This window comes from Kribbella jiaozuonensis, assembly GCF_005233875.1.
In the GTDB taxonomy this organism is placed as follows: domain Bacteria; phylum Actinomycetota; class Actinomycetes; order Propionibacteriales; family Kribbellaceae; genus Kribbella; species Kribbella jiaozuonensis.
The window spans coordinates 816,077-836,764 of sequence record NZ_SZPZ01000002.1 but is presented as its reverse complement, the minus strand read 5'-3'; the positions used below and the strand labels follow the sequence as shown (position 1 = coordinate 836,764).

Annotated in this window: 20 protein-coding genes and 1 riboswitch; of the genes, 6 read left to right on the top strand and 14 right to left on the bottom strand. The window is 67.8% G+C overall.

Annotation, left to right across the window (positions count from 1 at the left end):
• Positions 1-24: 24 nt before the first annotated feature.
• Positions 25-164: riboswitch (cobalamin riboswitch) on the bottom strand.
• 152 nt (positions 165-316) lie between these two features.
• Complete coding sequence (locus tag FDA38_RS15540; RefSeq protein WP_137254737.1) at positions 317-1,591, top strand: vanadium-dependent haloperoxidase; 1,275 nt, start codon at positions 317-319, stop codon at positions 1,589-1,591.
• 22 nt (positions 1,592-1,613) lie between these two features.
• On the opposite strand, the gene FDA38_RS15535 is transcribed toward FDA38_RS15540, so the two are convergent.
• Genes FDA38_RS15535 through FDA38_RS15525 form a run of 3 tightly spaced genes read right to left on the bottom strand, consistent with a single transcriptional unit; the run spans position 1,614 to position 4,249 of the window.
• On the bottom strand, positions 1,614-2,582 hold the full coding sequence (locus FDA38_RS15535) for a DUF3500 domain-containing protein (protein ID WP_137254736.1): 969 nt from the start codon (positions 2,580-2,582) through the stop codon (positions 1,614-1,616).
• Positions 2,573-3,253, bottom strand: a complete 681-nt coding sequence (locus tag FDA38_RS15530; protein ID WP_137254735.1) for a histidine phosphatase family protein — start codon at positions 3,251-3,253, stop codon at positions 2,573-2,575. The genes FDA38_RS15535 and FDA38_RS15530 overlap by 10 nt, the downstream gene beginning before the upstream one ends.
• On the bottom strand, positions 3,254-4,249 hold the full coding sequence (locus tag FDA38_RS15525) for a cobalamin biosynthesis protein (RefSeq protein ID WP_267901757.1): 996 nt from the start codon (positions 4,247-4,249) through the stop codon (positions 3,254-3,256).
• Between the two features lie 91 nt (positions 4,250-4,340).
• Here FDA38_RS15525 and FDA38_RS15520 point away from each other — a divergent pair, with 91 nt between their 5' ends.
• From FDA38_RS15520 to FDA38_RS15510, 3 genes are read left to right on the top strand one after another with little or no spacing between them, the layout of a single operon-like run.
• Positions 4,341-5,168, top strand: coding sequence for a serine hydrolase (locus tag FDA38_RS15520; protein WP_137254733.1), 828 nt, complete (start codon positions 4,341-4,343; stop codon positions 5,166-5,168).
• A complete protein-coding gene (locus FDA38_RS15515) occupies positions 5,165-6,229 on the top strand; it encodes a mandelate racemase/muconate lactonizing enzyme family protein (protein ID WP_137254732.1) in 1,065 nt (354 codons plus the stop codon). Before FDA38_RS15520 ends, FDA38_RS15515 begins: the two co-directional genes overlap by 4 nt.
• The gene (locus tag FDA38_RS15510; protein WP_137254731.1) at positions 6,226-7,092 is read left to right on the top strand and encodes a C40 family peptidase; all 867 of its coding nucleotides are present in this window, start codon (positions 6,226-6,228) and stop codon (positions 7,090-7,092) included. Before FDA38_RS15515 ends, FDA38_RS15510 begins: the two co-directional genes overlap by 4 nt.
• 51 nt (positions 7,093-7,143) lie before the next feature.
• Here FDA38_RS15510 and FDA38_RS15505 read toward each other — a convergent pair whose 3' ends face one another.
• From FDA38_RS15505 to FDA38_RS42660, 3 genes are all read right to left on the bottom strand, one after another.
• Positions 7,144-8,166, bottom strand: a complete 1,023-nt coding sequence (locus FDA38_RS15505; protein ID WP_137254730.1) for a TerC family protein — start codon at positions 8,164-8,166, stop codon at positions 7,144-7,146.
• 251 nt (positions 8,167-8,417) lie between these two features.
• Positions 8,418-8,774 carry an MmcQ/YjbR family DNA-binding protein gene (locus FDA38_RS15500; protein WP_137254729.1) on the bottom strand — a complete coding sequence of 119 codons (357 nt, stop codon included), beginning with the start codon at positions 8,772-8,774 and terminating at the stop codon, positions 8,418-8,420.
• A gap of 134 nt (positions 8,775-8,908) precedes the next feature.
• Positions 8,909-9,046 (bottom strand): VOC family protein, encoded by a 138-nt coding sequence (locus FDA38_RS42660; protein ID WP_202877696.1) that lies wholly within the window; start codon positions 9,044-9,046, stop codon positions 8,909-8,911.
• A gap of 33 nt (positions 9,047-9,079) precedes the next feature.
• On the opposite strand from FDA38_RS42660, the gene FDA38_RS15490 reads away from it, so the two are divergent.
• On the top strand, positions 9,080-9,967 hold the full coding sequence (locus tag FDA38_RS15490; RefSeq protein ID WP_137254728.1) for a nitrilase-related carbon-nitrogen hydrolase: 888 nt from the start codon (positions 9,080-9,082) through the stop codon (positions 9,965-9,967).
• Positions 9,968-9,993: 26 nt separating this feature from the next.
• Here FDA38_RS15490 and uvrB read toward each other — a convergent pair whose 3' ends face one another.
• The 6 genes from uvrB to coaE all read right to left on the bottom strand — a co-directional run bounded on the left by uvrB (position 9,994) and on the right by coaE (position 16,853).
• A complete protein-coding gene (uvrB, locus tag FDA38_RS15485) occupies positions 9,994-12,099 on the bottom strand; it encodes an excinuclease ABC subunit UvrB (RefSeq protein WP_137254727.1) in 2,106 nt (701 codons plus the stop codon).
• Positions 12,100-12,146: 47 nt separating this feature from the next.
• Positions 12,147-12,953 carry a flagellar basal body-associated FliL family protein gene (locus FDA38_RS15480; protein WP_202877695.1) on the bottom strand — a complete coding sequence of 269 codons (807 nt, stop codon included), beginning with the start codon at positions 12,951-12,953 and terminating at the stop codon, positions 12,147-12,149.
• A 31-nt stretch (positions 12,954-12,984) separates the two neighbouring features.
• Positions 12,985-13,881 carry a hypothetical protein gene (locus FDA38_RS15475; protein WP_137254726.1) on the bottom strand — a complete coding sequence of 299 codons (897 nt, stop codon included), beginning with the start codon at positions 13,879-13,881 and terminating at the stop codon, positions 12,985-12,987.
• Positions 13,878-14,921: a hypothetical protein gene (locus FDA38_RS42655; protein ID WP_137254725.1), complete on the bottom strand. Its 1,044-nt coding sequence runs from the start codon at positions 14,919-14,921 to the stop codon at positions 13,878-13,880. Before FDA38_RS42655 ends, FDA38_RS15475 begins: the two co-directional genes overlap by 4 nt.
• Positions 14,918-16,039, bottom strand: coding sequence for a PrsW family glutamic-type intramembrane protease (locus tag FDA38_RS15465; RefSeq protein ID WP_233714733.1), 1,122 nt, complete (start codon positions 16,037-16,039; stop codon positions 14,918-14,920). The genes FDA38_RS42655 and FDA38_RS15465 overlap by 4 nt, the downstream gene beginning before the upstream one ends.
• A gap of 205 nt (positions 16,040-16,244) precedes the next feature.
• Entirely contained in the window at positions 16,245-16,853 is a 609-nt protein-coding gene (gene coaE / locus FDA38_RS15460) for a dephospho-CoA kinase (RefSeq protein WP_137254723.1), read from the bottom strand.
• A gap of 33 nt (positions 16,854-16,886) precedes the next feature.
• On the opposite strand from coaE, the gene FDA38_RS15455 reads away from it, so the two are divergent.
• On the top strand, positions 16,887-17,534 hold the full coding sequence (locus FDA38_RS15455; RefSeq protein WP_137254722.1) for a hypothetical protein: 648 nt from the start codon (positions 16,887-16,889) through the stop codon (positions 17,532-17,534).
• Positions 17,535-18,063: 529 nt separating this feature from the next.
• On the opposite strand, the gene rpsA is transcribed toward FDA38_RS15455, so the two are convergent.
• Together rpsA and FDA38_RS15445 are read right to left on the bottom strand one after the other, a co-directional pair.
• On the bottom strand, positions 18,064-19,542 hold the full coding sequence (gene rpsA / locus FDA38_RS15450) for a 30S ribosomal protein S1 (protein WP_131293342.1): 1,479 nt from the start codon (positions 19,540-19,542) through the stop codon (positions 18,064-18,066).
• Between the two features lie 251 nt (positions 19,543-19,793).
• Positions 19,794-20,681 carry a phosphotransferase family protein gene (locus FDA38_RS15445; protein ID WP_137254721.1) on the bottom strand — a complete coding sequence of 296 codons (888 nt, stop codon included), beginning with the start codon at positions 20,679-20,681 and terminating at the stop codon, positions 19,794-19,796.
• Between the last annotated feature and the right edge of the window lie 7 nt (positions 20,682-20,688).

The window sequence follows — 20,688 nt, the reverse complement described above, 5'->3', positions numbered from 1 at the left end:
CTTCCCCGGGGTGTCCACGCCCCGAACGGAGGTACGACGGCGGCAGTTCCTGACTCCCCTTGCGGGTCACAGTGGCGGGACCGTCCCGGATTCACACCGGGTTCCTGCTGATGCCGTCGATGACGATCGAGACTCTAGCCGACGGCCGCGGCGTACCGGGTGTGGAAGTCGTCCCACGTTGTCGCGTTGACCCCTGCACCGCATTGGTATAGGGCGGAATCACAGGGTTTGTACTGCGGACGCCCTCCGGCGTCGTACGGCAACGTCTTCTTCAGCGCAGGCCGGTTCTGATCTACCTGAGCCGAAGGAGACAATCATGCGCTTGAAGGCCTGGAGACTCCTGGTCGTCGTGCTGACGATCGGCCTCGTCACACCTGCCCTCGTCGCCGCGCCGAGTCAGGCCGGCGGCGTCCGGGCGGGCCCGGCGGTAATCACCCAGTGGAACACCATCGCCGGCCGGACGATCTACGCGGAGAACGCCACCCCGGTCCCGGTCGGCAGCCTGTACTTCGGCTTCGTGTCGCTGGCCGTGTACGACGCGGTGGTCGCGATCGAGGGCCGCTACGAGCCGTACCTCAAGCAACCGAAGGTCCGCGCCAGGGCGTCCTCCGAGGCGGCGGCCGCGACCGCAGCGTACGAGGTGCTGCGGTACTACTTCCCGGCCTCGGCCACGAACCTCGCCACCGACTACGCCGCCTCGCTCGGCACCATCCCGGACGGTCGCGCGAAGACCCGGGGAACCGAGGTCGGCCGGCACGCGGCGCAGACGCTGATCCAGGCGCGGGCCAACGACGGCCGAGGCGCGAACATCCAGCTGACGGTGACACCCGCGCCGGGAGTTTGGCGCCCGACACCCGACGCCCTCGCACCGATGCTCGCCCCGTGGCTCGGATTCGTCGTACCGCTGGCGCTCCGGTCACCCACCCAGTTCCGGCTTCCCGGCCCCTATCGGATCACGTCCAAGGCCTATGCCCGGGACTTCGCCGAGGTGAAGTCGATGGGTGCGCTGGTCGGATCCGCCCGAACCCCGGCACAGACCGAGACCGCGGTCTTCTGGAACGCGAACGCCGTGCTGCAGTACCAGACGGCACTCCGGGGCCAGGTCACCGCGCGAGGGATGGACATCGTCGACAGTGCCCGCGCGTTCGCCCTGCTCAGCACGAGCGTCGCCGATGCGCTGATCGCCTGCTGGCGAGCCAAGTACGACTACGCCTACTGGCGCCCGATCACGGCCATCCGGCTGGCCGACACGGACGGCAACCCGGCCACCGAAGCCGACGCCAGCTGGATGTCGCTGCTGCAGACGCCGCCGTATCCGGACTACGTCAGCGGGCACGCCTCCATCACCGGCGCGGCAACCGGCACCTTCAGCTACCTGTTCGGCGCGCGGTCGCTCAACCTCGACGTACCCGCCTTGGTGTCCACGGCATCCCGGCACTTCGACAGCGCCGCGGCCCTGGATGCAGAGACCATGAATGCCAGGATCTGGCTCGGCTTCCACTTCCGGAAGGCGATGACCGACGCCAACCAGCTCGGCCATCGCTCCGCCTCGTGGACGATCGGCCACGAGTTCCAGCCACGGCACCACTGAGTGTTCCTCGCCGCGTGCTGCGTCAGCGGTGCATCGCGTAGTGCGCGGCGAGGAGGTCTGTGCCCCAGTCGTTGCGGAGGTCGCGCCAGACCGAGTGGATGTGGTTGGCGTTGTCCTGGGTGTTGTCGTACTCGGCCAGGAAGCTCGGGCCGGCGATCGAGTAGTAGTGCCGGTGCCCGATGCCCGGCTCGGTCTCGCCGGCCCACGCGAAGGTCAGCCGCTCGATACCGCGCTCGGTGATGTCCTGCCAGGTCTGCAGCCCGATCGGCCCGGCGGCGCGTCCGACGTACTGGCCGATGAGGAGGCTGAGGAGCTGGCGCTGGTCCTCGTTCATGTCGCCGTACGCCAGGCCGCGGTGCAGGAGCGACGCGTCGGCGACCGGGTCATGACGGGTCAGGATGTCGTCCGGCGCCTCGTCCGCGACCAGGGCTGTGGCGAGCTGACCTGGCTCGAGCGCGTGCAGGAGCTGGAAGCCGAGGTCCTGTTCGGCGGCCAGGAACCGTCGCCCGGCCTTCGGACCGCTGCGAACCTCGGCCGGGTTCGACCCGAGGAACTGCGGGGTGAACGCGATCGCGCCGTCGACGAGCGTGACGTGCAGCGCGAGGTGGTGCCCGTTCAGCCGCCAGGCCCACGGATCGGTCCCGTTCGGGTCGCCGAGCACCCGGAGGAAGTACCGGTCGGCGACGGTCGCGCCCTCCCACTCCCCCGACGGCGGCAGGTCCGGCAGTTCGCGTACGACGACCTCCGCGTCCAGCACCGCCCAGACATCGGCCGCACCCCGGTCGCTGCAACCGGTCGCGACCAGCCGCTCGACCAGCTTCTGCTGGGTCGGATTCAGCTCGGTCAGTGCCAGCCCGGGTACGGCCCCCGGCAGGTACGTCCACTGCTGGTGGTCCGGAATGTCGAACGGAGCGCGGATCTTCTCGAGCTGGGCCGGCGACAGGCTCGCCAGCAGTTCGAGGACCGTGTCCCGCGTCTGCGCTACAACCATGCCGATCGCTCCCGTTCCGTCGGTTCGTAAGGCGTCCACTGTTCGAACGGCCGGTCCAGCTTGTACCGGAAATCGGGTTGCCGCAGCAGGACGCGTGTTTCGGCGTTACCCGGATTGCGCAGCGACTCGAAGAACCGGACCGACCAGTGGAACCAGCGCGTGCAGAACAACCGCATCGTCAGCCCGTGCGAGACCAGCAGCACGTTCCGCGGTGCGTCCGGCTGCTCGAAGTCGCGGTGCATAGTCTCCAGGAACGTCGACACCCGGTCGTACACGTCCGCACCCGACTCGCCCTGGGTGAACCGGTAGAAGAAGTGCCCGAACGAGTCGCGCAGCTTCTCCTGCCGTTCGATGTCCGCGGTGTCCTGGAGGTTGGCCCAGTCCTGCTCACGCAGCCGCGGCTCCTCGCGCGGGAGCTCGATCAGGTCGTCCAGCCCGAGCGACTCCAGCGTCTGCCGCGCCCGCAGGTACGGCGAGACGTACACGCGCACCGGCTCGTTCTCGAACAGCTCCCGCAGGTCCTTACCCGCCTTCACCGCCTGCTCGTGCCCGTGCGGCGTCAGCGGTACGGCGTGATCCGGGATGCGCTCGTACACCGTCTTGTCCAGATTCGCCTCGGACTCCCCATGCCGAATCAGCACAATCCGCATCGGCCGGTGGCTCAGTCCCATCTACACCCTCTCCTCATGCCGGCCGGCCCGGCGCGGTGGCCGACTCAGGAGGGCGGCGAGGGCGGCGACGCCCGCTGCCGCCATGCCGACCCGGCGCGCCAGCGCGGCCGTCCTCCGGACGTCCGCGACAGCCGGAGTAGGCCCATCACCCAGCGTGCCGCGGTCCTCCTGGTAGCTGCCGTAGTTGTTCGTGCCACCAAGCGTGAGGTCGAGCGCACCGGCGAACGCCGCCTCGACCGGACCGGCGTTCGGACTCGGATGCTTGGCCGCGTCCCGTTTCCAGACAGCTGTTGCCTCACGTGGTCTGCCGGCTGCGACGCCGGTCAGCACCGCGCAGACGCGGGCCGGCACCAGGTTGAGTACGTCGTCCAGGCGTGCCGACGCCCAGCCGAAGTTCTGGTACTTCGGTGACCTGTAACCGAACATCGCGTCCAAGGTGTTCGCCGCTCGGTAGCCGAGGAGGCCGGGAATGCCGAGGACTCCGCCCCACAGGAGTGGTGCGACGCACGCGTCCGAGGTGTTCTCGGCGATCGACTCGACCGTTGCGCGGGCCAGCTCGTCCGCCTCCAGGTCGGTGGCGTCGCGGGCGCACAGGTGGCTGAGGCGGTCGCGGGCGGCCGGGATGTCCTTCTCCTCGAGATGCGCGGCCATCGTCTCGGCTTCGCGTTCGAGGCTGCGGGCGCCGAGCACGGTCCACGTTGCCGCGGCGGTGGCTGCTGTGTGGAGCATCGGATGCTTGCGGGTCCCTCGCTCGATCGCGAGGCCCAGGAGCGTGGCGGAGCCGACGAGGATCGCTGTGTGGGCGGTTCCGGCGGGGCGCGAGTCGGCGTACAGGCGGCGCTCGACCCGGGCCGCGGTCTGGCCGAAGCCGGCAACCGGGTGGAACCGGCGGGGATCGCCGAGCAGACGATCGGCGGCGAACCCCACAAGAATCCCCAGAGCCCGCGATAGACCCGCGTGGGACCTAGCGCTCGCGGCGGGCCGACGGGCCCCCACAGCTCGCGGCGCGCCCGGGCGGGTGTCGAGGGGGTTGGTCAGGCGCACCCTCAGCAGTCTGCCAGGTGGTTGCTTGTGATTGGGTGACGGCATGGGAATCGCGGAGCTGCTCCAGGGGGTCGACGGGAGCGGGGAGTTCGGGGTGTGGCTCGGCCGGCTGGACGGCGTACCGGTGTTCGAGCACGAGGCGGAGCGGCCGCACTACTCGGCCAGCACGATGAAGCTGCCGGTGGCGATGGCGATGATGCGCAAGGTCGAGTCGGGTGAGCTGGCGCTCGACCAGCCGGTGACCGTGCACAACGACTTCGCGTCGGCGGGCAGCGGCCGGTTCGCCGTGAACGCGGACGAGGACGAGGCGCCGGCGACCTGGGAGAAGCTGGGCGCCGAGGTGCCGCTCGGCTGGCTCGCGACCGAGATGATCACCCGCTCCAGCAACCTGGCGACCGACCTCGTGCTCGAACAGGTCGGGATCCCCGCGGCCCACACCGCCCTGAGCGAGGCGACGCTACCCAGCTCGCCCTCGCCCGCCTCCAAGATCCAGCGCGGTATCGACGACGGTCCCGCGCAGCGCGCCGGGATCAGCAACCTGATGAGCCCGGCCGGACTCGCCGGCGTACTCGTTGCGGTCGGCAACCAGAAAGGTGCCTCCGGCGACTACCTGCGCGACCTGCTGGCCGGCAACCAGTGGAACGGGGAGATCCCGGCGCTGCTGCCAAGCGGTACGCGGGTCGAGCACAAGAACGGCTGGGACACGCGGATCCGGCACGACGGTGGCATCATGCGGCCGGACGACGCGGACCCGTTCGTGCTCGTCGTCTGCACCACCTCGGATCTACCGGATGTCGACGCGCAGAAGCTGATCGCCGGCATCGCCCTGGAAGGTTGGAACAACAGACACGACCTCGGAGCGGTGCGGTGAAGATCACGACTCATCGGGTGTCGGCGCCGCTGCACACCCCGTTCATCACAGCGTTGCGTACGGCGACGCATGTCGAGTCGCTCCTCGTCGAGGTGAGTGATGGCGAGCTGAGCGGCTGGGGCGAGGCACCGCAGGTGTGGAAGGTGACCGGCGACTCGCTCGCCGGGTCGGAGGCGTGTATCGAGGGCCCGATCACGACCGCGTTGGACGGGCTCGGTCCGGACGATCTGACCGAGGCGCTGCGCCGGGTACAGGGTGCGGCGGTCGGCAACTTCGGCGCGAAGGATGCGGTCGACGTTGCGCTGCACGACCTGGCTGCGCGGCGGCGGGGTCAGACGCTGCACGGGTTCCTCGGGTCGACGGTTGACGTCGTACGGACCGATGTGACGTTGTCGGTCGGCGATGCGTCGGCGCTGGCGGCTGCGGGGCGGGATCGGGTCGCGGACGGGTTCGACGTACTCAAGATCAAGGTCGGCACGGATGCGGTCGGCGACATCGAGCGGGTCCGGCGGGTGCGTGATGCGATCGGGCCGGAGCCGCGGTTGCGGCTGGATGCCAACCAGGGTTGGACGCGGCGCGATGCGGTCACGGTGATCCGGGCGCTGGAGGACGCCGGGTGCGCGATCGAGCTGGTCGAGCAGCCGGTCGCCGCGGCGGACCTGGACGGGATGGCGTGGGTGACCGACCGGGTCAGTACGCCGATCCTCGCCGACGAGTCCGTGTACGGCGTACGCGATCTGGTTGCTGTGATCCGGCAGGGTGCGGCCGACCTGGTGAACGTGAAGCTGGCGAAGTGTGGCGGGTTGGCGCCGGCGCGGACGCTGCTCGAGCTGGCTCGCGAGCACAGGCTGGGCGCGATCGTCGGCTGCATGATGGAGAGCCACGTGGGCGTCGGCGCGGCGGCCGCGCTGGTGTCGGCGTACCCGACGACAACGGTCAACGACCTGGACGCCGCCTGGTGGCTGCGGGAGGCGCCGGTGACCGGCGGGATCCGGTACGACGGCTCGCTGATCCACCTGCCTTCTGCTCCTGGACTCGGCGTGACAGGCTTGACCGCATGAAGTTAGCCGCTACCAAGGTCCCGATCAGCACGGTCTGGACCGCGCCGGACGCGCCACGTGACATCGACGCACCGGCGACCGCCGAACAACCCGACGTGGCCGCCTGGGCCAAGTCGATGGACACCGAAACTCGACTCGGTCTGCACGGACGGGCGCTGACCCAGCTGCTGTTCGCCGAGCCCGTGCTGGTGCGTACTGAACGCGATGGCTGGTCCGAGATCCTTGCGCCGTGGCAGCCGTCGTCGCAGGACGAGCTGGGGTACCCGGGCTGGATCCCATCGAGCCACCTGGGTGAACTGCCGCAGAGCGCGACCGACCCGGTTGCGATCGCCGTACCGACTGCGGCGCTGCTGGCCGAGCCTGGTGGTCGTCCGCTGGCGGAGCTGTCGTTCGCGACCGTGCTGGCGTCGGTAGAGCAGGCCGACGGGTACACGCGGGTCGCGACACCGGACGGTGGGACCGGCTGGCTCGCGGACGGCGTACTGCGGTCCGCGGTAGAGCCGTCGGGACCTGAGGATCGGCTGCGGCTTGGTGAGCTCTTCCTCGGGCTGGAGTACCTGTGGGGCGGTACGTCGGCGCACGGGCTCGACTGCTCCGGGTTGATCCACACGGTCAGCCGAGTGCTCGGGATGCGTACGCCGCGCGACGCGCACGACCAGGCGGACACGCTCCCGAACATCCCGATCGACGAGGCCCGCCCCGGCGACCTGTACTTCTTCGGCCGCCCCGGCAAACAGATCCACCACGTCGGCTTCGTCTCCGAAGCAGGCATGCTCCACGCCTCCGAAACCGGCAAACGCCTAGAAGACGGCCCCCTAACCGACGACCGCCGAGCAACGCTGGTAACGGCCGCCCGCTTCTGAGGAGACGTACGTCGCCCCGGATCGACTCCGATCCGGGGCGACGTACGTGTTTCAGGACTCTTTGTGGTGCAGCTCCGGCTGCTCGTCCGTCGTCTCGACCTCGGCCGCGACTGTGCGCGACTTGCGCAGGCTCAGGATCGTGGTGATGCCGAGCGTGATGATGATGAAGCCGAGCGAGAACCAGATCGGGATCTCCGGTGCCCAGTCGATGTGGTGACCGCCGTTGATGAACGGCAACTCGTTCACGTGCATCGCGTGCAACACCAGCTTGACGCCGATGAACGCAAGCACCACCGACAGACCAAGCGACAGATACACCAGCCGCTTCAGCAGATCCCCGAGCAGGAAGTACAGCTGCCGCAACCCCATCAGCGCGAACACGTTCGCCGTGAACACCAGGAACGGCTCTTGCGTCAGCCCGTAGATCGCCGGAATCGAGTCCAGCGCGAACAAAAGATCAGTGGTGCCGAGGGCAATGATCACGATCGCCATCGGCGTGACCAGCCGCTTGCCGTTCTTCTTCAGCGTGAGCTTCACGCCGTTGTACTCGTCCGTCGCGTTCAGCCGCTTCTTCGCGAACCGGATGACCGCGTTCTCCTTGAAGTCGTCATCGTCGTTCTCACCCTGCTTGGCCAGGTGGATCGCCGTGTAGACCAGGAACGCGCCGAAGATGTAGAAGATCCACGAGAACTGGTTGATCGCGGCCGCGCCGACCGCGATGAAGATGCCGCGGAACACCAGCGCCAGGATGATGCCGACCAGCAGCGCGGTCTGCTGGTACTTCCTCGGCACCGCGAATCTGCTCATGATGATCAGGAAGATGAACAGGTTGTCGACGCTCAGGCTGTACTCGGTGAGCCAGCCGGCGAAGAACTCCCCGGCGTACTGCCCGCCGGAGAAGAACCAGACGCCGAGGCCGAAGACCACCGCGAGACCGACATAGAACGCGATCGCGGTCGCCGACTCACGGGTGCTCGGCTCGTGCGGGCGACGGCCGATGACGAAAACGTCGAAGGCCAACAGCGCGAGCAGCACGCCGACGGTGATGTACCAAACGTAGTCAGCTACGTGCACAGAATCCTCCGGAGCTCAGATGAAATATCGACTCCGAAGGTCTCTTCCGCTGCACTCAGTCAGTGAGTCCAGCCGAGGGCACCGGGCGCGGGGCACAAGCCCTTGACCGTGATGACGATGCCGCCGCGAAGGAATACTCCCCTTCTCCACCATCATTGTGACGGGTGAACGTCTCAGTCTCCAAATCCCCGGGACCGTGTCGGACCGTCGAAATGATCACATTCGGTTCAGGGAATAGTTGCAGCGAGTGATCAGCCGCCGACTGCAGGACGCTTGCTCTTCGGCAACTTCCCGACGATCGTCTCGTACGACGTGTCGATCAGCTCGAGGATCTCGTCGTCGGGCACCGCTCCCCCGAGCCGCACGGTGTTCCACCCCGAGCGGCCGATGTACGCCATCTTGCTGACGTCGTCCGGGTAGGTGTCCACCAACTCGTCGGCCTCCTCCCGATTGGCGCCGCACTTCAGCCCGACTCCGCCGCTGTCCCCGCTGCCGAGGAACGCGAAGATCTTGTCGCCCACCTTCGCGACCACGTCCCCGTCCCACGGCTCGTCCTGCCACGCACCGGGCTTCCCCAGGCAGTACTCGAGGAGCTCGTCCCCGCCCATCCGCGCCACCGCAGACCTCCGTCAACTGTGAGAAACGACCTCGACGTTGTTGCCATCAGGATCGCGCATGAACACCGCGTAGTACCCCGGGTGATACTGCGGCCACTCCTTCGGCTCATGCAGCACCTCGGCACCTAGCCGTCCGTGCCCGACATCCCGAGCACATCACCGAAATCCATGTTCACGGTGATCCCGAGCGGCGCCAGCACCGTCTCGTAGAACTCCCGAGCGGCACCGAGATCGTCGCACTGCAGCGACACATGATCCAGCATGGTTCACCGTACCGTCGTCGTACGCTGCGGAGCATGGCATCTGTGGTGGTTGCTGCGGTCCAAGCCGGATCCACGCTCTTCGACACGCCCGCGACGCTCGTGAAGGCGGAGCAGTACATCCGGGAGGCTGCTGCGGCCGGCGCTCGGTTGGTCGTGCTGCCGGAGGCGTTCCTCGGTGGCTACCCGAAAGGCGCCGACTTCGGGATCACCGTCGGGTCGCGATCTGCCGAGGGGCGCGAGCTGTTCCGGCGGTACCGCGAGTCCGCCGTACAACTGCACGGGCCGGAGACCGCGCGGCTGGCCCAACTGGCGACCGAGCTCGACGTGCATCTGGTCGCCGGGGTGATCGAACGCGACGGCGGGACGCTCTATTGCACGGCCGTGTTCGTCGACCCGCGAGACGGGTTGGTGGCGCACCACCGGAAGCTGATGCCGACCGCGGCCGAGCGGTACCTGTGGGGGCAGGGCGACGGCTCGACGATGCCTGCCATCGCGACAGACCTCGGCGTTCTCGGGGCGGCGATCTGCTGGGAGAACTACATGCCGCTCTTCCGGCAGTCGATGTACGCCAAGGGTGTGCAGATCTGGTGCGCGCCCACGGTCGACGACCGCGACCAGTGGCAGGCAACCATGCGTCACATCGCGCTCGAAGGCCGATGCTTCGTCATCAGCGCGAACCAATACCTGACCGATGGCGACACCGTTCTCATCAACGGCGGCAGCACGATCATCGCCCCGCTGGGCGCGATCCTGGCCGGCCCACTCCGCGGCGAGGAAGGCGTCCTGCTCGCGGAGCTGGATCTGGCCGAGCTGGACCGGGGGTACTTCGACTTCGATTCGGTCGGGCACTACGCGCGGCCGGACATCTTCACCCTGACCGTGGACGAGGCGCCGCGCCACACCGTCGTACGCCGGGGCTGAGAGGTCCGGCGTACGACGGTCCGGGGCTACTTGGCGCCGGCGTTGGTCATCTGGCGGAGCTCCTTCTTCAGCTCGGAAATCTCGTCGCGGTAGCGGGCGGCGACCTCGAACTGGAGCTCGGCGGCGGCGTTGTGCATCTGGTCGGTGAGCTGCTGGATCAGGTCGGCCAGGTCCGACGACGGGAGACCGCCGGCCAGCTCCTTCGCCTTCTCGCCGGCCTTCGCCTTGCCGCCACCGGGAACCGGTGCCTTGCCGCGGGACTGGTTGCGGCCGGAGCCCAGCAGCTCGGCGGTGTCGGCGTCCTCGCGGGCGAGCATGTCGGTGATGTCGGCGATCTTCTTCCGCAGCGGCTGCGGGTCGACTCCGTGCGATTCGTTGTACGCGATCTGCTTCGCACGCCGCCGGTTGGTCTCGTCGATCGCCTGCTCCATCGACGGGGTGATCTTGTCGGCGTACATGAAGACCTGGCCGGAGACGTTTCGTGCCGCACGGCCGATGGTCTGGATCAGCGACCGGCCCGAGCGGAGGAAGCCTTCCTTGTCCGCGTCGAGGATCGCGACCAGCGACACCTCCGGCAGGTCGAGGCCCTCACGCAGCAGGTTGATACCGACGAGTACGTCGTACTCACCCATGCGCAGCTCGCGGAGCAGCTCGACTCGCCGGAGCGTGTCGACCTCGCTGTGCAGGTACCTCGTCCGGATGCCCATCTCGAGCAGGTAGTCGGTGAGGTCCTCGGACATCTTCTTGGTCAGCGTGGTGACTAGGACCCGCTCGTTCCGCTCGACGCGGATCCGGATCTCGTGGATCAGGTCGTCGATCTGGCCCTTGGTCGGCTTCACGATCACCTCGGGGTCGACCAGACCGGTCGGCCGGATGATCTGCTCGACGAACCCGTCGGACTTGTCCTGCTCGTACTGCCCCGGGGTCGCGGACAGGTACACGGTCTGGCCGATCCGCTCCAGGAACTCCTCCCAGCGCAGCGGCCGGTTGTCCATCGCCGACGGCAGCCGGAACCCGTGCTCGACCAGGGTCCGCTTCCGGGACATGTCGCCCTCGTACATGCCGCCGATCTGGGGGACGGTCACGTGCGACTCGTCGATGACCAGCAGGAAGTCCTCGGGGAAGTAGTCCAGCAGACAGTGCGGCGCCGTCCCGGCCTCACGCCCGTCGGTGTGCCGCGAGTAGTTCTCGATACCCGAGCAGGTCCCGATCTGGCGCATCATCTCGATGTCGTACGTCGTCCGCATCCGCAGCCGCTGTGCTTCCAGCAGTTGCCCGTTGCGCTCGAGCTCGGCCAGCCGCTCCTCCAGCTCGGCCTCGATCGAGGTGATCGCGCGCTCCATCCGCTCCGGCGCGGTCACGTAGTGCGTGGCAGCGCCGATGTAGACCTCGTCCTCCTCGCTGATGACCTCACCGGTCAGCGGGTGCAGCGTCATCACGCGCTCGATCTCGTCACCGAAGAACTCCACCCGGACGGCGAGCTCCTGGTACACCGGGAAGACCTCGAGCGTGTCGCCCCGGACCCGGAACGTGCCGCGGGTGCCGGCCAGGTCGTTGCGCGCGTACTGCACGCCGACCAGCTTGCGGAGCAGGCCGTCGCGGTCCATCTCGGCGCCGACCTTCACGTGGATCATCCGGTTCAGGTACTCATCGGCCGAGCCCAGGCCGTAGATGCAGGACACGGTCGCGACCACGACCACGTCGCGGCGGGTCAGCAGTGACCAGGTCGCGGAGTGGCGGAGGCGCTCGACCTCCTCGTTGATCGAGGAGTCCTTCTCGATATAGGTGTCCGTCTGCGGTACGTACGCCTCGGGCTGGTAGTAGTCGTAGTACGACACGAAGTACTCGACGGCGTTGGCGGGGAAGAACTGGCGCAACTCGTTCGCGAACTGGGCGGCGAGCGTCTTGTTCGGCTGCAGGATCAGCATCGGGCGCTGGATCTTCTCGGCCAGCCAGGCGACGGTCGCGGTCTTACCCGTACCGGTGGCGCCCAGCAGTACGACGTCCTGCTCGCCGGCGTTGATCCGCCGCTCCAGGTCCGCGATCGCAGTGGGCTGGTCACCCGCCGGATCGAAATCCGACACTACCTTCAGCGGGGCGACCATACGCTGAAGATCCGAGACCTGTCTCATGCCCTCCACCGTACGGCCCGTCGCCGACAGTTTCTAAAAACCCCAGGTCAGAAGCTTTTCACGACACTGTTGTTCATGTAGATGAGCTCGTTGACGCGGCGCTGGTAGACCCGGGACTCCAGGGCGGCGTCGGTGGCGGTGACCCGGCCGAACTGGTCCTGGTAGGCGGTGACGAAGCCCTTCATCGCGATCTTCGCGCCGGTCTTGCCGACCCAGACGCCGGTGTACGACAGCGCGTAGCAGGCCTTGATGTTCGGGTTGGCCGGCGTGCACGCCACCCCGCTGCCGATCCGCACACCCTGCATGCTGTTCGACTCGATGTCGACCAGGTGCTCGGCGAAGCCCTTCGCGTTGTACAGCTCGGTCTGGCGGACCCAGTAGTACCCGTCGATCAGCCCGCGTGCGCTGAACTGCTGCAGGATCCAGTTCTGCCCGGCGTAGGTCTTGTCCGGGGACTTCAGCCAGCCCTTGGACGGGATGAACCAGATGCCCCAGCCGACCTCGACACCGGCGTCGTTCGATCCCTTGGAGTCGTTCGGCGTGGGAGTCGGCGACGGCGTGTACAGCGTGCCGACCGGGTCCGGCGTCTGCTGGCTGACCGGCTTGTCCTTCCCGCTGCCGTTCACCAGCAGCACCACACCGGTAGCGACCAGCAGCACCGCGACGATCGCGCCGGCCATGATGATCCACGCCGTACGGTTCGACTTCGGCGGCTGGTGCGGCCGCTGCGGCCCCGGCCCCCAGCCACCGGGCGCCGGACCGCCCGGGCGCGCCTGCGGCGCCGTACCCCAACCACCAGGAGCGGGAGCAGGTGCGGGCGGCGGGCCCGGGGGCGGACCGTACTGCTGACTCATAGTGTTTCCTCGCGGTAGTTCCGGTGGTTCGTCACAGGCTGTCGATCACGGACTTCTTCATGATCGCGGCGTCCGCCTCGGCCTTCTGGGCGAAGTCGACCCGGGTCCGGAAGTCCAGTGCGGTGACCACGTTGTCCTTGCGCCGGTACACCTCGACCGAGCCCTGGACCTTCACGTCCACGCCGTTCTCCTTGGCCGTGGAGGTGTAGTCGATCGCGACGCACTCCACCAAGACGTCCTTCGGGCACGGCAGGTTCCGTACGTTGCCGAGCTGCGCGACCTCTTCCTGCGTCTCGCCCTCGACGATCCCGAGCAGGTACGCGTTCGCGGTGACGTTCTGCTTCTGCCGCACCCACAGGAACGCCCGTGCGTGCACGCTGTCGTTCGGCGGGTACGTCGCCACCTGCTTGCCCTGCGTCTCCTTCGTGAACAGGCTCCAGCCCTGCACCGGGACGATCGAGACACCGAACCCGACCGGGATCGCGTTCGGCGGCGGCTGGTACGACGACTTCGGCGCGGTCGGCGTACCGACCGGCGTACTCGGTGTGGGATCGGCCTTGTCGTCGCCACCACCGGACAGCAGCACCAGCGCGACGGCCACCAGCGCGACCACGATCAGGCCGGCGCCGACCGGGATCAGCAGCGGCGGGATCCGGAAGCCGCGCTTCTTCTCCGGCGGCGGGCGGCGCAACGACTGCGGGCCGACGTTCTCACCCCACGCCGACGACGTCTCCGTGGCCGGACCCGGGCCGGGACCTGGCCCCGGACCGGGTGCACCGCCGTCACCCCAGGGCGACGGCGGTGGTGGCACCTCGAGGTTCCACGGCGACGGCGGGAGCTGTTCCTCCGGCTCGACGTCGTCCGCGTCCGGCCCGGGCTGGTTGACCCAGGGGTTGCTGCTGGAACCCTTGTCGCGCTTTCCGCTCACTGACTCTTGACCACCGACAGCAGCATGGCGTCCGAATCCGTCCGGATCGACGACACCTTGTCCTTACGCCCGTACACCCGCACGATCGTGATCACGCCGTCGTTGCGCTCGATCACGCCGACGAACCCGACCACCGGCAGGCTGCCGTTCTGGCTGCTGGAGATCGCGTCGAAGTTCTGGGTGGTGACGACCTTGACCGTGGTCTTGTCGTCCGGACCCGGCTTCGTCACCTTCGGGTCGCCGGTCTTCACCGAGGACAGGTCCTTGGTCTCGGCGTTCAGCAGCTTGGGCAGCACGGTGTCGGTGTTCTCACCGGGCCCGGCCTTCCAGGCGTTCACCATGAAGTACGCCTCGCCCTGTTTCAGCAGGTACACGCCGTCGAACCCGTCCAGGCTCTTCCGGATGTAGCCCGGCTGAGGCTTCACGTACACGCCCTGGCCGACCTCGATGCCCTCGTCGACATTCGTCGGCTCGGTGCTCTGGCCGGTTGTCGGCTGGGTCGTCGGCGTCGGGCTCGGGTCGGCCTTCTTGTCGTCGCCGCCCTTGAAGACGAGCGCCAGTACGACGCCGATCACCGCGACCACGGCGAACGCACCGCCGGCGATCAGCAGGGTCTTGCTGCCACCGCTCTTGCGCCGCGGCTGCTGGTAGCCGGGGTACTGCTGCTGGCCTGGGTACTGCTGCTGACCCGGGTACTGCTGCTGGCCGGGGTAGCCCTGCTGCTGTTGATACTGCTGCTGGCCCGGGAAGGTCTGCTGCGGCTGACCCTGCTGCGGGTACGGCGACTGACCAGGCTGAGCCGGCTGACCCGGCTGGCCGTAGCCAGGCGGCGGGCCCTGCGGCGGACGCCCGTACCCAGGCGGGGGCTGCTGCCCATAACCAGGCTGACCCTGCGGCGGCTGCCCGTACCCGGGCTGCTGCTGGCCATAACCCGGCTGACCAGGCTGACCCTGCGGCTGACCCGGGGGCCGGCCCGGCTGGCCTCCGTACGGCTGCTGGTTGCCCTGGCCACCGCCGTACGGCGGCTGCTGGTTGCTCATGCCTGCGTCTCCCCAGTCGTCGCGGCGGTCGGTGCTGTCACCCCGCGAGCGGACTTCGGCACGGAACGCACCGAGTTGCCGCAGGCGGAGCAGAAGTCGGACTGCGGAAGCAGCGGCATCTCACAGCGCGAGCAGAACGCCAGGTCGCCCGACGCGTGGTTGGAACCACCCCGCGCGGCCGACTCGAGCGCAGCCTCGAGCAGGCCCTTGTGGAGCACGGTCCGCACCCGGATGATCAGCGCGCCGAGCAGCAGCAGGCCCCAGACCACACCGAGGACCGAACCGATGGTCGAGCCGTGTCCGCCGACGAAACCGAGCAGGTAGACACCGCCCTGGAAGAGCGCGTTCACCGCCATCGCCTGGAGCAGACCGGCCACCCAGCGGGGCGTGAACCCGTCGTACCCCTCGCCGAGGCCGGAGAACTCCGCACCGGCCAGACCGGTCGCCGAGCCGTACACCAGCGGCTTGATGAAGCCGTGCAGAAGCACGATCGAGATCCACGTGCCCGCACTGCTGCCCGGACCGGCGAAGCCGCCGCTGATCCAGCCCCAGTGCAGCACCAGCGTCTCGAAGCAGGCGTACCCGACACCGGCCACCACACCGAACGTGAAGCCGTCCATCAGGTCGTCGTACCGCGGCCGCGAGGCCAGATAGAGCGGGCCGATCTGCCGGATCAGCTCCGACACCACCGGCACCAGCAGGAGCAGGATCAGCAGGTCCCGCCCGGACGGACCGGCGCTGTTACCGCCGATCGTGTCCAGCGAGAGGGCCAGCTTGTCCTTCCACAGCCAGGTGAAGACAGCCGCGAGTACGCCGGTCAGCACGAAGGCCGCAGCGACCACCGGGATCGGCTCGTCCTCCCAGAGGTTCACGTCGTACAAGTAGATGATGTAGACGATCGGGATGGCGAAGGCCGCGATCATGATCGCCACCGGGAGCGCGCCGAGCGCGGCCGTCACCACGGTCAGCAGCAGGGCGATGCCGAGCGCGACCTTGTAGGTGTACGGCTGCTGGCCGGAGCCCTGGGGCATGATCGTCGAGACCAGTTTGAACGACGCCACCGGCTCATCGGGCCTGGCGGCGTACGCCTTCTTGCGCTCGGCATCCCCGGTACGCATGTCGTTGCCACAGTGGTGGCAGAAATGCGAGACCTCGGGGACGTCAGAGCTGCAGCGCGGACACACCACGCCATCCTCCCTACTTCGGACGTCCGGACCGGCGCGGGGCGCGCCGTCGGTGGCCGGCCTGCAGGAGTCACCCCGGGCCGGACCGGGACAGATTCTTGTACAGCCGGTCCCGGATTCATCATTTACCGCGCGAGGGTCACCTTTTCGTATCCGGACCGTGGCCTGTGAGTTGTTCCCACACCTGGTCGATGCGGTGGTCCAGCTCGGCGAGACTGCCGGAGTTGTCCACCACCACGTCCGCTGCCGCGAGCCGGTCCTCCCGGGACGCCTGGCTGGCGATCCGCTGCTTCGCTTCCGCGTCAGTCATCCCGCGCTGTGCGGTCAGCCGCTCGACCTGCACCTCGACCGGTACGTCGACCACGAGTACGACGTCGAACCTGCCGGCCTGGCCGGTCTCCACCAGCAGCGGGATGTCGTGCACCACGATCGCGTCCTCGGGCGACTCGTGCTCGATCTCGGCGGCCCGCGCACGGACCCGTGGGTGGACGATCGCCTCCAGCTTCCGCCGGGCGGTCTCGTCGCCGAACACGATCTTCCCCAGCGCCGGCCGGTCCAGGTCCCCGTCGGCCGTCAGTACGCCGGAACCGAACGCCGCGACCACCTCGTCGAGCCCGTCGGTCCCCCGCGCGACCACCTCCCGAGCCAGTACGTCGGAGTCGATCACGACCGCGCCCCGCTCGGCCAGCCGCGACGAGACGGCACTCTTCCCGGCCCCGATCCCGCCAGTCAGTCCTACTCTCAGCACCCCAGCACCCTATCCACGGGCCTAGCATGGCTTATGGGGTGGTGGCGACGGCGTCAGGATGCGCAGGAGCTGAGACACGTCCGGGTGATGGCCGAGGAGGACGTTGTCCAGTTCGGGGAGGAGCTGGCTCGGCTCGGTGAGCTGCTGGAGGGCAGTGCGCTCGATGCCGAGACTCGGCACGACTACCAGACCGCGCTGGATGCGTACGAGACCGCCGAGCGGCTGGTCGATCGGCTCAGCTCGTTCGAGGCGATCAGTGCGATCGTCGACACGCTGACGGCGGGCAGGTACGCGCTGGCGTGCGTTCGCGCGCGGGTCGCGGGCGATCCGCCGCCGGAACGCCGTACGCCGTGCTTCTTCAACCCCCAGCACGGCCCGGCCGCACGAGACGTCGTCTGGACCCCACGCAGCGGCCCGACCCGCAAGGTCCCGGCGTGCGCGCAAGACGCGGCGCGAATCCAGGCCGGCGAGGACCCGCCTGTCCGCCTCGTCCGCTACGGCGAGCAACAGGTGCCGGCGTGGGAGGCAGGCGCCCCCAACGAGCCCTACCGCATCGGCTTCTTCTCCGCCAGCGGCGCCCGAGCCCACGTAATGGAACTAAAAATGCGCCTAAAAGGCGAAGGCCGAGGCCAATGGGGCACCGACCTAGGCAAACCCCGCATCCGCCGCCCATACGACTAAAAGCAAAGAAGATAATCAAAAACAAGAACAAAGGAAACAAAAGATAGAGAGGCAGTTGGCTGCCTGGCTGAGTCCGCCGGTCCGGTGACGGTCGGCGCAGAAACACTGAAGACCTTCAAGGACAAGAATATTTAAAGAAAAGAGAAAGAGAAGATAGAGAGGGAGTTGGGTGCCTGGCTGGGCTCGGCTTTCCGATCACGGTTGGAGGCGGAACGGGCCTCCGCCGGCCGGCTGTAGCACACGGAGCGGGTCGAGAGTGGCAGCCGATCCGGCGCGGGTGTGAAGCAAGGCCGACCGCTACCGGACCGCCGGACCGGCCACGCACCCAACTCCCACTCCATCTTTTGTATTTCTCTGTCTTTTTCTTGTTCTCTCTCTTCAGAGTGGTGGTTCACCACCGAAGCCGCCACCAATCTATATCTCTTCTTCTTGTTGTTCTTCTTTCCTTGTTTCTGAATAGGCCCCAAAAACGTACGAAGCCCCCGCATCCGGAGAGGATGCGGGGGCTTCGTGGGTGCTAACTAACTGATCAGCCCTGGCCGGTCAGTTTTTCGCGGAGGGCCTGGAGGGCCTCGTCGGAGGCGAGGGCGCCTTCGACGGGGGCGTCGTCCTTCGGGGCAGCAGCGGAGGAGTACGTCGATGCCTCGCCGGCCTCGACGTCTGCCGTCTTGGCGTCCTCGATCTGCTTCTTGTGGGCCTCCCAGCGCGTGTGGGCCTCGGCGTACTGCCGCTCCCACTCCTCACGCTGCGCGTCGAAGCCCTCGAGCCACTCGCCCGTCTCCGGGTCGAAGCCCTCGGGGTAGATGTAGTTGCCCTGGTCGTCGTACGTCGCCGTCATGCCGTAGAGCGTCGGGTCGAAGTCGTCCGAGACCGGGTCCACACCCTCGTTGGCCTGCTTGAGCGACAGCGAGATCCGGCGCCGCTCCAGGTCGATGTCGATGATCTTGACCATGACGTCGTCGTTGACCTGGACGACCTGCTCCGGGATCTCGACGTGCCGCTCGGCCAGCTCGGAGATGTGCACCAGACCCTCGATGCCCTCCTCCACGCGGACGAACGCACCGAACGGAACCAGCTTGGTGACCTTGCCGGGCACGATCTGGCCCATCTGGTGGGTCCGGGCGAACTGCTGCCACGGGTCTTCCTGGGTCGCCTTCAGCGACAGCGAGACGCGCTCGCGGTCCATGTCGACGTCCAGCACCTCGACGGTGACCTCCTGGCCGACCTCGACGACCTCGGTCGGGTGGTCGATGTGCTTCCAGGACAGCTCCGAGACGTGCACCAGACCGTCGACGCCGCCGAGGTCCACGAACGCACCGAAGTTGACGATCGAGGAGACGACACCCTTGCGGATCTGGCCCTTCTGCAGCTGGGTGAGGAAGTTCATCCGCACCTCGGACTGCGTCTGCTCCAGCCACGCCCGGCGGGACAGGACCACGTTGTTGCGGTTCTTGTCCAGCTCGATGATCTTGGCCTCGATCTCCTGGCCGACGTACGGCTGGAGGTCGCGGACCCGGCGCATCTCGACGAGCGAGGCCGGCAGGAAGCCACGGAGGCCGATGTCGAGGATGAGTCCACCCTTGACGACCTCGATGACGGTGCCGGTGACGACGCCGTCCTCTTCCTTGATCTTCTCGATCGTGCCCCAGGCCTTCTCGTACTGGGCGCGCTTCTTCGAGAGGATCAGACGGCCTTCCTTGTCCTCCTTCTGGAGAACCAGGGCCTCGACGTGATCGCCGACGTTGACGACCTCGTTCGGGTCGACGTCGTGCTTGATCGACAGCTCGCGGGAGGGGATCACGCCTTCGGTCTTGTAACCGATGTCGAGCAGGACCTCGTCCCGGTCGACCTTGACGATGGTGCCCTCGACGATGTCGCCGTCGTTGAAGTACTTGATGGTCTGATCGATCGCCGCGAGGAAGTCTTCCTCCGACCCGATGTCATTGACCGCTACCTGCGGGGTGTTGCGCACTGCGGGGTCGAGGGGAGCCTCGATGCTGGCCGTCATGTGGTGGGTTGCTCCGTGGACTGGTGGTGTCGTGCGGTTGCGTCATGAACCTTTGGATCGCACCAAACCGCGGGATTGCCTGAAGACGACAGATTCACCACCGACTGCTGCGAGTCACGAGCCTGCTCGGTCCGAGGTCGCGCGGGCCCATAGCGCATCTGACAGAATACCGGTCTTTACGAAGGCAGCACAACCTGGGGCACCCGGTGCCTACCGAGCGCCTGCCGAGGTCTCTCCACATGCCATTGACCTCAGAGTACGACCTCCAGGTCCGGACGGCCTGCGGAGAGGTGTCCGGTGTCCGCCATTCGGAAGACCAGCCGGTGCGCCGCGGCGGCGACCTCATGCCGCGGCGTCCGCGCGGCGAGGTCCAGCAGCGCCCACAGATCCGCCGCCCGGCCGAGATCGACCAGCCGGTCGGACCCCAGCAGCCCACTCCCCCGCAGTACGTCGAGCACCGGCCGGGCCAGCACCGGGTCCGTGCAGAACCGCAGCAGGTTGCCCAGATCGGCGTACGGCGAGCCGGCGTGGGCGAACTCCCAGTCGATCAGCCCGGTGATCCGGACCGTCTCCGGGTCCACCAGCAGGTTCTTCGGGTTGAAGTCGCTGTGCACGAGGCAGAACCGGTCGACGCCCTCGGCCAGCAGGTCCTCGGCGTCCATGAACACGCTCTCCAGGCCCTCCCGCTGCGCCGGAGTCATCCCGAGGTCCAGGCTGTCGAGGTATTGCTCCAGGTCCCCGCGGAGCGGCTCGATCCCGAGGTCCCCGTCCCGGAACAGCCCAAAGGAGCGGAACGGCATCCCGCTCAACCGCGCGAGCAGCTCGCCCAACTGCTGCCCGACGTACCGCCGCTCGTCCTCCCCGGCCGTCGCCAGGTAGACCTCCAGGTTCACGCCCGGCAACCTCTCGGTCAGCAGGTACGGCGGATCGTCCGGCGCGCCCTCCCGCTTCACGTCGAGCACCCGCGGTACCGGGAGCAGCCCACGCACCAACTGGAGCAGTGCGGCATCCACAGCTGCCCGCGCGGGGTCCTTCACGTACAGCTTCAGTACGGCGTCCTCACCGCCCGCACTGACCGCGTAGGTCTGGCCCTGGTAACCGCCTGGCAACGGAACAGCACTAGCGGCGAAGTCGCTCATGGTTTCG

Excerpts from the sequence above, each read along its gene's own strand:
- FDA38_RS15510 (WP_137254731.1), top strand. The coding sequence starts at position 6,226 with ATGAAGTTAGCCGCTACCAAGGTCCCGATCAGCACGGTCTGGACCGCG.
- FDA38_RS15500 (WP_137254729.1), bottom strand. The coding sequence starts at position 8,774 with ATGGGCGGGGACGAGCTCCTCGAGTACTGCCTGGGGAAGCCCGGTGCG.
- FDA38_RS15465 (WP_233714733.1), bottom strand. The coding sequence starts at position 16,039 with ATGCGTACCGGGGATGCCGAGCGCAAGAAGGCGTACGCCGCCAGGCCC.
- rpsA (WP_131293342.1), bottom strand. The coding sequence starts at position 19,542 with ATGACGGCCAGCATCGAGGCTCCCCTCGACCCCGCAGTGCGCAACACC.
- FDA38_RS42660 (WP_202877696.1), bottom strand. The coding sequence starts at position 9,046 with ATGCTGGATCATGTGTCGCTGCAGTGCGACGATCTCGGTGCCGCTCGG.
- FDA38_RS15480 (WP_202877695.1), bottom strand. The coding sequence starts at position 12,953 with ATGAGTCAGCAGTACGGTCCGCCCCCGGGCCCGCCGCCCGCACCTGCT.
- FDA38_RS15530 (WP_137254735.1), bottom strand. The coding sequence starts at position 3,253 with ATGGGACTGAGCCACCGGCCGATGCGGATTGTGCTGATTCGGCATGGG.
- FDA38_RS15455 (WP_137254722.1), top strand. The coding sequence starts at position 16,887 with ATGGGGTGGTGGCGACGGCGTCAGGATGCGCAGGAGCTGAGACACGTC.
- uvrB (WP_137254727.1), bottom strand. The coding sequence starts at position 12,099 with ATGAGACAGGTCTCGGATCTTCAGCGTATGGTCGCCCCGCTGAAGGTA.
- FDA38_RS15540 (WP_137254737.1), top strand. The coding sequence starts at position 317 with ATGCGCTTGAAGGCCTGGAGACTCCTGGTCGTCGTGCTGACGATCGGC.
- FDA38_RS15520 (WP_137254733.1), top strand. The coding sequence starts at position 4,341 with ATGGGAATCGCGGAGCTGCTCCAGGGGGTCGACGGGAGCGGGGAGTTC.
- FDA38_RS42655 (WP_137254725.1), bottom strand. The coding sequence starts at position 14,921 with ATGAGCAACCAGCAGCCGCCGTACGGCGGTGGCCAGGGCAACCAGCAG.
- FDA38_RS15535 (WP_137254736.1), bottom strand. The coding sequence starts at position 2,582 with ATGGTTGTAGCGCAGACGCGGGACACGGTCCTCGAACTGCTGGCGAGC.
- FDA38_RS15445 (WP_137254721.1), bottom strand. The coding sequence starts at position 20,681 with ATGAGCGACTTCGCCGCTAGTGCTGTTCCGTTGCCAGGCGGTTACCAG.
- FDA38_RS15490 (WP_137254728.1), top strand. The coding sequence starts at position 9,080 with ATGGCATCTGTGGTGGTTGCTGCGGTCCAAGCCGGATCCACGCTCTTC.